Genomic DNA, 12,024 nt, shown 5'->3' with positions numbered 1-12,024 from the left:
CGTCGCCCGATGCACCTCCTGCCCGCCACGACCGTCACGCTGGACGAGGCCGACGCCGCCGTCGACCTCGCCCTGCCGCCCGGCGACGTGGTGGTGCTGTCCTTCTCGGACAGCGAGCTGTCGGCGCTGGCGGCCGTCGCGCGCGGGTGTGGCCTCGAGGTGCGGCTGGCAAGCCTGCGCCGTCTGCGGCACCCGCTCTCGGTCGACCTGCTGATCGAAAAGACGGTCGCGCGATCGCGCTTCGTCGTGGTCCGCTGCCTCGGCGGGCTGGACTACTGGCGCTATGGCATCGAGCAACTCTCCGCCGCCTGCCGCGCCGCCGGCATTCCGCTCGCGGTGCTTCCGGGCGACGACCGCGACGACATCAGGCTCGCCGGCTATGGCACCGTTGCTCCCGATCTGGCGGATGCCCTCCTCGCTTATTTCCGTGCGGGCGGTGGGCTCGGCAATATGGACGGCTTCCTTGCCCGAATAGGGCAGGCGCTGGGCGCGCCGCGGTGCGTGCCGCCGCCTGTGCCCATGCCGACCTTGTTCGCCGTCTCCAACGGCGCTCCGCAGGATGCGCGCGCAGTCCTCGATGGACTGCCGCCGGACCGCCCGCTCGCGCTCGTGCTGATCTATCGCTCCGCCGTCGCGGCCGGCGACACTGCCCTTTCGGTTGCGCTGGAAGCAGCTTTGGTTCAGCGCGGCCTCGCGCCGCTGGTCATCGCGCTCACCAGCCTCAAGGATCCTGCCGCCACCGCGCCGCTGGCCGAACTCATCGCGGCGCGCCGCCCGACTGTGATCGTCACGACGACCGCCTTCTCGGCGCGCGACGGCGATGGCTTCGTGCTGGATGCGGCCGACTGCCCGATCCTGCAGGCCGTGCCGGTGGGCAGTCCGCGCGATGCATGGGAAGCCTCGCCGCGCGGGCTCTCGGCGGCGGACCTTGCGATGCAGATGGCGCTGCCGGAATTCGACGGCCGCATCGGCGGCATTCCCGTCGCCTTCAAGGCCGACGAGGACTATGCCGGCGGCTTCGCCGGACGCTCTTTCGTGCCCGACCCCGAGGGCATCGATCACCTCGCGTCACTGGCCGCGCGCTGGGTGGCGCTCGCCGCGAAACCGCGAGACAAGCGGCGCGTCGCCATGGTGCTGACCGACTATCCCGCGCGCGGCGGCCGCGTGGGCTTCGCGGTCGGGCTCGACACGCCGGCGAGCGTCGCATCCATCCGCGATATTCTTCATGTAGCCGGCTATGCAGTCGGTGATCCGATCGCGCCGGATGTCGTCATGCCCGCGCTCGCGGGTGGGCATGAGGCGCTCGAACTGCCGCTTGCCGACTATCGCATCTTCCTTGACGCGCTGCCGTTTGAAGCGCGGAGCGCCCTGACGGAGGCGCACGGCGCGCCTGAAGCCGACCCCGCTTTCCGCGATGGTCTGTTCCGCTTCGGCGTCTTGCGGCTCGGCAACCTCATCGTCGCGCTTCAGCCCGCGCGCGATCCATCCGCCGACCGCAAGGCCGCCTATCACGATCCCGACGTGCCGCCCGGGCACGGCTATCTCGCCTTCTATGCGGCCTTGCGATCTGCCGAGGGTATCGACGCGCTGATCCATCTCGGCACGCACGGCACGACCGAATGGCTACCGGGCAAGGCCGTCGCGCTGTCGGCGTCCTGCTGGCCCCGCCTCGTCGTCGGCAGCGTGCCGGTGATCTATCCTTATATCGTCGACGATCCCGGCGAGGCTGGCCCCGCGAAGCGGCGGCTGTCGGCCGTCACGCTCGGCCATCTGCCGCCGCCGCTCGCCACGGCCGGGCCGGGGCCGGCGGCCGGGCTGCTGCGTGAGCTGGTCGAGGAATATTCTGCGGCGCAGGTGCTCGACCCGCGCCGCGCCGACCTTGTCGCCCGCGACATCCGCGACCGCGCCGAGGCGAACGGCCTCGCATCGGCCTGCGGCGTCACCCGCGACATGCCGATGGCCGATGCGCTCACCGCGCTCGACGCCCATCTCTGTGATCTCGCGGAATTGCCGTTCCGCGACGGCCTGCATGTCTTCGGGCGCGTGGCGCGCGACGAGGTCTCGTCGGCGGGCGAGCGCGCCGGGCTGCTGGCGGCCCTCGACGGCCGCTTCGTCGCGCCCGGCCCCTCTGGATCGCCCCATCGCGGCCGGGCCGACGTGCTGCCGACCGGCCGCAATCTCGCTACCCTCGATCCGCGCGCCATTCCGACCCGCGCCGCCGCCGCGCTCGGCGCGCGCGCCGCCCGTGCGGTGCTGGATCGCCATCTGCAAGACCAGGGCGACTGGCCGCGCCGTATCGTGATGGATCTCTGGGCCTCGCCGACGCTGCGCTCCGGTGGCGAGGATGCCGCCCACGCCATGGCGCTGATGGGCGCGGTGCCGGCCTGGGACGCGGCGTCGACCCGCGTCACCGGCTTCACCATCTTGCCGCAGGCGCGGCTCGACCATCCGCGCATCGACGTGACGCTGCGCATATCCGGCGCGTTTCGCGACACTTTCCCCGATCTGATCGCGCTGCTCGATTCCTGCGCGCGCGCCATCGCGGCTCTCGACGAGGACGATATCGTCAACGAGCCTGCCGCCGCCCGCCGTCGCGGCGAGGATGGCGCCCGCATCTTCGGCGCGGCCCCCGGCCGCTTCGGCGCGGGCGTGGCGAAGACCGCGCTCGATACGGACTGGCGGGATCGCGCCGACCTCGGAGCAACCTACCTCGCCTCTGCCAGCCATTCTTATGGAGGCGCGGGCGGCGAGGGCATCCGCAGCGACGCCTTCGCCGCGCGCGTCCGCGGCGCAGAGGCCTTCGTCCATGTCTCGGACACCGCTGGCCGCGACATTCTCGAAGCGTCGTCGGGCGCCGATCTGATCGGCGGCTTCGCGGCGGCGGCGGCAAGCCTTGGCGTTACGCCGCGCGCATACAGTCTCGACACTTCCGATCCCGAAAAGCCGCGCGGCCGGACGCTTGCCGAGGATATCTCGCGCGTCGTCCATGGCCGCCTTGCCAATCCCGGCTGGATCGACGGGCAGCTGCGGCATGGCTGGCGCGGCGCGGCGGAACTCGCGGAGGCGCTCGACAGCCTGTTCGTCTTCGCGGCGACCTCCGACGCCGTACCGTCGGGCCATTTCGACACGCTGTTTACGGCATGGCTGGGCGATGCCGTGGTCGCGGGTCGTCTCGAACGGGCCAACCGGCCGGCGCTGGACGCCATCCGCGCGCGCTTCGCCGAGGCGCGGCGACGCGAACTCTGGATCAGCCGGCTCAATTCCATCGACGCGCTATTGGCCATCTCGCCGCGCGAGGCTGCCGAATGATCCGGACGAACGCCGCCCTGCGTCGCGGCTGGTGCCCCGGCGCGCTGCGTCCCATGGAAACCGGCGACGGCTGGCTGGTGCGTCTGCATCCGCGCGGCGGCAGGCTCTCGGTGGACGACCTCCGCCGCATCGCCGATCTCGCGCGCCGCCACGGCAGCGGCCTCATCGACATCACCGCGCGCGGCAACCTGCAGCTTCGCGGCGTGCGGCCGGAGACGCATGGGCCGCTGGTCGAGGAGCTTCTGGCCACGGGCCTTGCGGATGCGGACGAGGGCGACGGGCCGCGGCGGCTGGTTCTGGCCTCGCCGCTGGCCGGCCGCCAGGCGGGTGAGGCCGTCGATGCCGCGCGGCTCGCGGAAGGGATCGAGGCGGCCTGCGCGGACCTGACCGGCCTGCCGGCCAAGGCGCTGGTCGTGGTCGATGGCGGCGGTCTGCCGCTCGAGGATATCGCAGCGGATCTGCGCCTTCATGCGGATGCGGCGGGCGCGCTGGTGATCGCGCTGCCGGATGGACGCTGGATCGGCAGCGTGGCCCCCGCCGAAGCGCCCGCCGCCGTGCGGGCCCTGCTGGCGCCGCTGGCCGAGGCGCACCGCCGCGAGCCGGGCCGTTTTCGGCGCCTGCGGGACCTGCCCGGCGAAGCGCTGGAGCCGGAGGCCGCAGCGCTCGGCCTGCATCCCGTCGACGCCCCCGTCAGGCGCCCCGCCGCGCCGCGCGCCGGCATCGTGCCCGAGCGTGGCGGAGCCTTCGCGGTGATGGCCGCCGCGCCTTTCGGCCGCCTCGATGCTGCGCAGCTGGATGCCGTCGCGGCCGTGGCGCGGAGCCACGCCGCCCATGACATCCGCACGACGCCGTGGCGTGGCTTGTCGCTGACCGGCCTTGTCGACCCCGCCGCGACGCTGGCCGCGCTCGCCGGCATCGGGCTGATCGCCGACCCCGCCGACCCGCGTCTCGCCGTCCATGCCTGTCCCGGTGCGCCCGCATGTCTACGCGGGGAAGCTCCCGCGCAGGCCGACGCCACGCGTCTCGCCATGGCCGCAGCCGGCCGCATCGCGGGCGGCCTGACCCTTCACGTCTCCGGCTGCGCCAAGGGCTGCGCCCATCCCGGCCGGGCCGGCGTGACGCTGGTCGGGCAGGGCGGCGGCTATGGATTGGTGCTTGACGGGACAGCCTCCGATCCCGCCCATGGCCGCTTCGCCGCGGACATCCTCGCCCGCCTGCTTGCCGCGCCCGGCGATCTCGCCTTCACATCCGTTCCGGACACCGTCTCGCCATGACCGCCGACGCCGCCACCCGCTCCGATTATCTGCGCGACGGCGCGGCGATCTACGCGCGCTCCTTCGCGATGATCCGCGCCGAGGCGGACCTGTCGCGATTCAGCGGAACCGCCGAGCGGGTCGTGGTGCGCATGATCCATGCCTGCGGCATGACCGACCTGCCGGCGGATGTCGAGATGTCTGCCGATTTCGCCGCCGTGGCCGAGGCGGCGCTCGCCGCCGGCGCGTCGATCCTCTGCGACGCCAGGATGGTCGCCTACGGCATCACCCGCGCGCGCCTTCCGGCCGCGAACGAGGTTCTCTGCACCCTCGACGATCCACGCGTGCCGGGCCTTGCGGAGGCCATGGGCACAACCCGCTCGGCGGCGGCCATGGAGCTCTGGCGTGAGCGGCTTGCGGGCAGCCTCGTCGTTGTCGGCAATGCGCCGACCTCGCTGTTCCGCCTGCTCGACATGCTTGACGACGGCGCGCCGAGGCCGGCCGCCGTCATAGGCATTCCCGTCGGCTTCGTCGGCGCGGCGGAATCGAAGGAGGCGCTGGCGAAGGACGGGCGCGTGCCCTTTCTCGTCGTTCATGGCCGGCGCGGCGGCTCGGCCATGGCTGCGGCCGCCGTCAACGCGCTCGCCAGCGTGAAGGAGTGAGTGCGGTGACGCTTGGTCCCAGCTTCTACGGTGTCGGCCTCGGCCCGGGCGATCCGGGCTACGTGACCGTGCGCGCCCGCGACGTGCTGGCGACGGCCGACCGCCTGGTTCATTTCTGCCGGAAGGGCCAGCGCGGCAATGCCCGCACCATCGCCGACCACATCATCGGCGCCGATCCCGCCCGCGAGATCGCGCTGGTCTATCCGGTCACGACCGAAGCGCCGGTGGCGGATGCCGCCTATGCCGGGCCCATCGCCGCCTTCTACGCGGAATCCGCGGCGCTGCTGGCGGCAGAGGCCGAGGCCGGCCGCGTCGTCGCCATCCTCTGCGAGGGCGACCCCTTCTTCTACGGCTCGCTGATGCATCTGTGGCGAAGGCTGGCGCCGCGCTTCCCCTTCGAGGTGATCCCCGGCATCTCCGGCATGTCCGGCGCCTGGACGCTGGCCGAAGCGCCGATCACCTGGGGTGACGATGTGCTGACCGTCCTGCCTGGCACGCTGCCCGAACAGGATCTCGCCCGTCGCCTGAAGGACACAGACGCCGCCGTGGTGATGAAGCTCGGCCGCAACCTGCCCAAGGTGCGCCGCGCGCTGGAGGCCGCGGGCCTCGTCGGCCGCGCCATCTATGTCGAGCGCGCGACCATGGCCGCGCAGAAGATCCTGCCGCTGGCCGAGAAGACCGACGATGAGGCGCCCTATTTCTCGATGATCCTCGTGCCGGGCGAGGGGCGGCGGCTGTGACCGGCTCCCTTACCGTCATCGGCCTCGGCCCCGGCGATCCGCGCTGGCTGACGCCAGCCGCAACCGCCGCTCTCGATGCCGCGACCGACCTCGTCGGTTATGGCCCCTATGTCGGCCGCGTAGCCGAGCGTGCCGGCCTCGTGCGCCATGCATCCGACAACCGCGTCGAGCTGGACCGTGCCCGCCATGCACTGGATCTCGCGGCCGCCGGCCGCGCCGTGGCCGTCGTCTCGGGCGGCGACCCCGGTGTCTTCGCCATGGCGGCGGCGGTCTTCGAGGCGCTGGAGGATGCGCGGCCGGAATGGGCTTCCGTCGACATTCGCGTCGAGCCGGGCATTACCGCTGTGCTGGCAGCGGCTGCGAAGCTCGGCGCGCCGCTCGGCGGCGACTTCGCGGTGATGTCGCTCTCCGACAACCTGAAGCCCTGGGATGTGGTGACGCGCCGGCTGGAAGCCGCGCTGGCGGCCGATTTCGTCGTGGCGCTCTACAACCCGATCTCGAAGGCCCGGCCGTGGCAGCTCGGCGAGGCGCTGAAGCTCGCCGGTCGCCACCGCGCGGCCGATGCGCCCGTCGCCTTCGCCCGCGCCATCGGCCGCGCGGACGAGGCCATCCGCGTCCTGCCGCTCGCGGAAGCGGAAATGGCGGCGACCACGGCCGACATGGCGACACTGGTGCTGATCGGCGCTTCCGGGACCCGAACCGTCGGCGGCGCCGATGGCAGGCGCTTCCTCTACACGCCCCGTTCGGTCGGGAGGATGCCGTGATCCTTCAGCCAGCCGACGGCCGCCTCCACCGTCTCGACCACGGGCACGCCGGGCTTCGCCGGCCGGGCCACCATCACGACGGCAATCCCGAGCGCGCGCGCGGCGGCAAGCTTCGCTTCGGTCGCCGAGCCGCCGGCATTCTTGGCGACGACGGTGTCGATGGCCGCGCTGCGCATCAGGTCGATTTCGTCGGCCAGCGCGAAGGGGCCGCGCGCGCGGATCACCGTCAGATCCGGCAGACCGTGGCCGGCTTTCGGCTCATCGATCATCCGCGCGAGGTAATGATGCTGCGGGGCGGCGGCGAAGGCGGCAAGCTCCTGCCGGCCGATGGTCAGCAGCACCCGTTTCGGTTCGCGCCCCAGGGCAAGCGCGGCGGTCGCCATGTCCGGCACATCGAGCCAGCGGTCGCCGGCAACGGGCGCCCATTCCGGCCGGCGCAGCGCGACCAGATTCACGCCGGCGGCGCGGCAGGCGGTCTCGGCGTTGAACGGCATGATCGCGGCGAAGGGGTGGGTCGCATCGACCACGGCCTTCACGCCGCTGTCGCGCAGGAATGCGGCAAGTCCGGTCGCGCCGCCGAAGCCGCCGACGCGCATGGGCAGGGCGAGCGGAAGCGGCGCGGATGTGCGCCCCGCGAGCGAAACCAGCGCGGGCACGTCCGGCATGGCGGCGACCTGTGCGGCGAGCGCGGCAGCCTCGCTCGTGCCGCCGAGGATCAGCAGCGCGATCTGATGTCCGCCGGTGTCGGTCGGGGGGCTCGCCATGGCTGACTTGTCGCGGAACGAAGCGCCCCTGTCGAGCGCGGCGATCGCGCCGTGGCTCATCGTCATCGGCATCGGCGAGGACGGTCGCGCCGGTCTCTCGGCGGCGGCGCTCCATGCGCTTGCCGATGCCGAGCTGGTCGTCGGCGGCAAGCGCCATCTCGATCTCGTCGCGCCTCTTGCGGGTGAGACGCTCGCCTGGCCGAGCCCGATCCATGATGCCTTCCCGGCCATCACGGCGCGGCGCGGCGGCAAGGTCGTGGTGCTCGCGAGCGGCGATCCCTTCCACTATGGCGTCGGCGTCCAGCTTGCCGCCCTCGTGCCGCCGGCCGAGATGCGCGTCATCCCGCAACCTTCCGCCTTCGCGCTCGCCTGCGCGCGGCTCGGCTGGGCCCAGCAGGATTGCGCCCTCGTCTCGCTGCACGGCCGCGCGCTGGAGCGCATCGTGCCGCATCTCCAGCCCGGCGCGCGCATCCTCGCTCTGTCGTGGGACGGCGCGACGCCCCGGAAGCTCGCCGCGCTGCTCGCCGCGCGCGGCATGGGCCGGTCGAGCCTGACGGTTCTCGAAGCCATGGGCGGGCCGCGCGAGCGCCTGCGCATTGCGCGCGCGGACGCCTTCGACCTGTCCGGCATCGACCCGCTCAACCTCGTCGCCGTCGAGGTCGTGGCGGATCGCGACGCGCGGGTGGTGCCGCTGGCCGTCGGGCTCGACGACGATTGGTTCGAGAATGACGGCCAGATCACCAAAGCCGAGATCAGGGCGGTGACGCTGGCGGCGCTGGCCCCCGGCGCCGGCGAACTGCTCTGGGATGTCGGCGCGGGCTCGGGTTCGATCGGCATCGAATGGTGCCTGCGTCACCCGGCGAATCGCGCGATTGCCATCGAAGCCCACGCCGAGCGCGCCGCTCGTGTTGGTCGCAACGCGCTGGCGCTGGGCGGGCTGGCCGTCATGGTGATCGAGGGCCGCGCGCCGGAGGCGCTGGCCGGCCTGGAACCGCCACATGCGGTCTTCATCGGCGGCGGTATTGCCGATCCCGCGATGTTCGATGCCTGCTGGCAGGCGCTCAGGCCGGGCGGGCGGCTGGTCGTCAATGCCGTGACGCTGGAGGGCGAGGCCCGCCTCGCCGCCCTGTTCGCCGAGTATGGCGGGACCATGCGCCGCATCGGCATCGAGCGACTGGGTGCGGTCGGCGGCAAGCATGGCTGGCGCCCGGCCATGGCGGTGACGCAATGGCGCGTGGTGAAGCCATGAGTCGCGGGTCAGGCATGATCGCGGCGGGCATCGGCCTTCGTCCCGGCACGGACGAGAAGGATATCCGCGCCTGCCTCGACCTCGCGCTCGCGCGCCTCGACCTCGCCATGGATTCCATCGGCTGTCTGGCGACGGCTGCCGCGCGCGCCGCCGAGCCGGGCCTGACCAGGCTCGCCATGGCCCTCGGGGTGCCGGTGGTCGCGATTCCCGATGAGGCCCTGCGCGGCGAGGATGCCGGCTGCGCCACCCGCTCCACCCGTGTCGTCGCCCTCTATGGCGTCGGCTCCGTGGCCGAGGCCGCCGCGCTTGCCGCCGCCGGGCCGCGGGCGAACCTCGTCCTTCCCCGCATTTCCCTCGGCCGCGTCACATGCGCGCTGGCGCGCGGAGCCTCTTCATGACGGTTCATTTCATCGGCGCCGGCCCCGGCGCGCCCGACCTCATCACCGTGCGCGGGCGCGACCTTGTCGCCGCCTCGCCGGTCTGCCTCTACGCGGGGTCGCTGGTGCCACCAGAAATCCTCGGCTGGTGCCCGCCCGGCGCACGCATCGTCGATACCGCGCCGCTGGACCTCGACGCCATCATGGCCGAGATCGAAGCGGCCCACCGCGCTGGCCAGGATGTCGCGCGGCTCCATTCCGGCGATCTCTCGATCTGGAGCGCCATGGGCGAGCAGCTTCGCCGGCTCGACGCGCTCGGCATTGCCTACACGGTGACGCCGGGCGTGCCGGCCTTCTCCGCCGCCGCCGCGACCCTCGCCCGCGAACTGACGCTCCCCGAGATCGCCCAGTCCGTGGTGCTGACCCGCACCTCCGGCCGCGCTTCGTCCATGCCGGAGCGCGAGACCCTCGCCGCTTTCGGCGCGACTGGCGCGACGCTCGCCATCCACCTGTCGATCCACGTCATCGGCAAGGTCGTCGCCGAACTGACACCGCTCTACGGCGCGGACTGCCCCGTGGCCGTTGTCTTCCGCGCCTCCTGGCCGGACGAGACGGCCATCGCCGGCACGCTCGCCACCATCGCGGCGCAGGTCGCCGAGGCGAAGCTGGAGCGTACGGCGCTGATCCTCGTCGGCCCGGCGCTGGGCAGCGCCGACTTCCGGGAGAGCGCACTCTATTCGGCCGGCTACGACCGGCGCTTCCGCCCGCGCGGCGGGGGAGGCGCATCATGATCCCGGCCCTGCCGAACCATCTTCTGCCGGCCTTCGCGCCGGGCACCGTCTGGCTGGTCGGCGCCGGTCCCGGCGATCCCGGCCTGATGACGCTGACCGCGCTCCATGCTCTCGCCGAGGCCGACGTCGTCGTTCACGACGCGCTGATCGATCCACGCGTGCTGACGCTGGCGCGTGCCGGCGCGCTGCTGGAGAATGCCGGCAAGCGCGGCCACCAGCCGTCGCCGAAACAGGCTGAGATCAGCGCCATGCTGGTCGCCCATGCCCGCGCCGGCCGCCGCGTCCTGCGGCTGAAGGGCGGCGACCCCTTCATCTTCGGGCGCGGCCACGAGGAAGCCGAGACGCTGGCGGCTGCCGGCATCGCCTTCCGTATCGTGCCGGGCGTTTCGTCCGGCCTCGCCAGTCTCGCCGTCCACGGCATTCCCGCGACCTCGCGCGACACCAACCACGCGGTCATCCTCGCCACGGGCCATCTCGCCGAGGACAAGGCGCTGGACTGGGCGGCGCTCGCTCGCACCGGCCAGCCCATCGTGCTCTACATGGCGGTGTCCAATCTGGCGCCGATCACGGCCGCCCTGATGGCGGGCGGGCTTGGCCCGGACACGCCGGCCATCGCGGTTTATCGCGTCTCGACCGATCGCGAGCAGGTGGCCGAGAGCCGGCTCGGCGACCTCGCCGGCCTTGCGGAGACCGGGGCGATCCGCTCGCCGGCCGTGATCGCCATCGGCGCCATCGCCGAGCTTCGCCGGGCAATCGCGGCTTATGTGCTGTCTCCGGCGATGGACCATCAGTCATGAAGCCGGCAAAGGGATTGCTGATCGGCGCGCCGCGCTCCGGCTCCGGCAAGACGACCGTGACGCTCGGCCTGCAGCGCGCGCTGCGTCGGCGCGGGCTTGCCGTGCGCGGCGTCAAATGCGGGCCGGACTATATCGACCCCGCATTTCACGCCGCCGCGACTGGCGCGCCCAGCTGCAATCTCGACAGTTTCGCCATGCCGGACGCGCTGATCGACCGGCTCGCGGCGGAAGCCTCGGCTGCCGCCGATATCGTCGTCGGCGAGGGATCGATGGGTTTGTTCGACGGCGTCCGCGCCGCGAAGGGTCGCACCGGCGCGAGCGCCGACATCGCCGCGCGGCTGCGCTGGCCCGTCGTGCTGGTCATCGACGTGTCGGGACAGGCGCAGTCGGCCGCCGCCGTCGCGCTCGGCTGCGCGACTTACGATCCGCGCATCAAGGTGACCGGCGTCATCCTCAACAAGGTGGCGAGCGAACGGCACCGCCGCCTCGTCGTCGACGGCATGGAGCGGATCGGGTTGACCGTGTTCGGCGCGCTGCCGCGCGAGGCGAGCCTGATCCTGCCCGAGCGCCATCTCGGCCTCGTCCAGGCCGGCGAGACGGCCGATCTCGCGGAGCGCCTCGACCGGCTGGCGGACGCCGTGGCCGCGGCCGTGAACCTCGACGCGCTTGTCGCCGCCGCGGATGCCGCGATTCCGGCGGTCGCCCATGCGAACGCACCACCGCTGCCGCCGCCGGGCCGCCGCATCGCGGTGGCGCGCGATGCCGCCTTCTCCTTCGTCTATCCGCATGTCGAGGCCGGCTGGCGCGCCGCCGGCGCCGAGATCGTGCCGTTTTCGCCGCTGGCCGACCAGCCGCCGCCGGACGATTGCGACGCCTGCTGGCTGCCGGGCGGCTATCCCGAACTCCATGCGGCAACGCTGTCGGGCGCGGCCCGCTTCCGGGAGGGCGTTCGGCGCTTCGCCGAGGCGAGGCCCGTCCACGGCGAGTGCGGGGGCTACATGGTTCTCGGCGACATGCTGGAGGATGCCGAGGGCACCGGCCATCCCATGCTCGGCCTGCTGCCGGTCTCGACCAGTTTCGCCAGGCGGAAGATGTCGCTGGGATACCGGGTCGTGACGACCGCGTCGCCGAGCGTTCTCGGGCCGGGCGGCAGCCGGCTCACGGGGCACGAGTTCCACTACGCGACGATCATCGCGTCTTCGCCGGAGGGGACGCTGGGCGAGGCGGTCGATGCCGAGGGTGCGAGCCTCGGCCCGGTCGGTCATGTGCGCGGCCGGGTATCGGGTTCGTTCTTTCACGCCATTGCGCGGGCGTGACG

General features: G+C 72.7%; 11 protein-coding genes. 10 read left to right on the top strand and 1 reads right to left on the bottom strand.

Annotation, left to right across the window (positions count from 1 at the left end; genetic code table 11):
- Positions 1–9 precede the first annotated feature (9 nt).
- From cobN to cobJ, 5 genes are read left to right on the top strand one after another with little or no spacing between them, the layout of a single operon-like run.
- On the top strand, positions 10–3,309 hold the full coding sequence (gene cobN / locus JNK84_RS15980) for a cobaltochelatase subunit CobN (protein WP_293425585.1): 3,300 nt from the start codon (positions 10–12) through the stop codon (positions 3,307–3,309).
- Positions 3,306–4,583: a precorrin-3B synthase gene (gene cobG, locus JNK84_RS15975; protein ID WP_293425583.1), complete on the top strand. Its 1,278-nt coding sequence runs from the start codon at positions 3,306–3,308 to the stop codon at positions 4,581–4,583. Before cobN ends, cobG begins: the two co-directional genes overlap by 4 nt.
- On the top strand, positions 4,580–5,224 hold the full coding sequence (locus tag JNK84_RS15970) for a precorrin-8X methylmutase (protein WP_293425581.1): 645 nt from the start codon (positions 4,580–4,582) through the stop codon (positions 5,222–5,224). The genes cobG and JNK84_RS15970 overlap by 4 nt, the downstream gene beginning before the upstream one ends.
- A gap of 5 nt (positions 5,225–5,229) precedes the next feature.
- On the top strand, positions 5,230–5,964 hold the full coding sequence (locus tag JNK84_RS15965; protein WP_293425579.1) for a precorrin-2 C(20)-methyltransferase: 735 nt from the start codon (positions 5,230–5,232) through the stop codon (positions 5,962–5,964).
- Positions 5,961–6,728, top strand: coding sequence for a precorrin-3B C(17)-methyltransferase (cobJ, locus tag JNK84_RS15960; RefSeq protein WP_293425577.1), 768 nt, complete (start codon positions 5,961–5,963; stop codon positions 6,726–6,728). Before JNK84_RS15965 ends, cobJ begins: the two co-directional genes overlap by 4 nt.
- Here the strand turns inward: cobJ and JNK84_RS15955 are convergent.
- The gene (locus tag JNK84_RS15955; RefSeq protein WP_293425576.1) at positions 6,695–7,492 is read right to left on the bottom strand and encodes a cobalt-precorrin-6A reductase; all 798 of its coding nucleotides are present in this window, start codon (positions 7,490–7,492) and stop codon (positions 6,695–6,697) included. The genes cobJ and JNK84_RS15955 overlap by 34 nt on opposite strands.
- On the opposite strand from JNK84_RS15955, the gene cbiE reads away from it, so the two are divergent.
- Genes cbiE through JNK84_RS15930 form a run of 5 tightly spaced genes read left to right on the top strand, consistent with a single transcriptional unit; the run spans position 7,491 to position 12,022 of the window.
- A complete protein-coding gene (gene cbiE, locus JNK84_RS15950; RefSeq protein ID WP_293425574.1) occupies positions 7,491–8,741 on the top strand; it encodes a precorrin-6y C5,15-methyltransferase (decarboxylating) subunit CbiE in 1,251 nt (416 codons plus the stop codon). The genes JNK84_RS15955 and cbiE overlap by 2 nt on opposite strands.
- Positions 8,738–9,139 (top strand): cobalamin biosynthesis protein, encoded by a 402-nt coding sequence (locus JNK84_RS15945; protein WP_293425572.1) that lies wholly within the window; start codon positions 8,738–8,740, stop codon positions 9,137–9,139. Before cbiE ends, JNK84_RS15945 begins: the two co-directional genes overlap by 4 nt.
- Positions 9,136–9,909, top strand: coding sequence for a precorrin-4 C(11)-methyltransferase (gene cobM, locus JNK84_RS15940; RefSeq protein WP_293425571.1), 774 nt, complete (start codon positions 9,136–9,138; stop codon positions 9,907–9,909). The genes JNK84_RS15945 and cobM overlap by 4 nt, the downstream gene beginning before the upstream one ends.
- On the top strand, positions 9,906–10,706 hold the full coding sequence (gene cobA, locus JNK84_RS15935; protein ID WP_293425569.1) for a uroporphyrinogen-III C-methyltransferase: 801 nt from the start codon (positions 9,906–9,908) through the stop codon (positions 10,704–10,706). The genes cobM and cobA overlap by 4 nt, the downstream gene beginning before the upstream one ends.
- A complete protein-coding gene (locus JNK84_RS15930) occupies positions 10,703–12,022 on the top strand; it encodes a cobyrinate a,c-diamide synthase (RefSeq protein ID WP_293425567.1) in 1,320 nt (439 codons plus the stop codon). Before cobA ends, JNK84_RS15930 begins: the two co-directional genes overlap by 4 nt.
- Positions 12,023–12,024: the final 2 nt, after the last annotated feature.

The organism is Phreatobacter sp., assembly GCF_016793595.1.
Taxonomy (GTDB): Bacteria; Pseudomonadota; Alphaproteobacteria; order Rhizobiales; family Phreatobacteraceae; genus Phreatobacter.
This window is presented reverse-complemented; position numbering and strand designations above follow the sequence as displayed.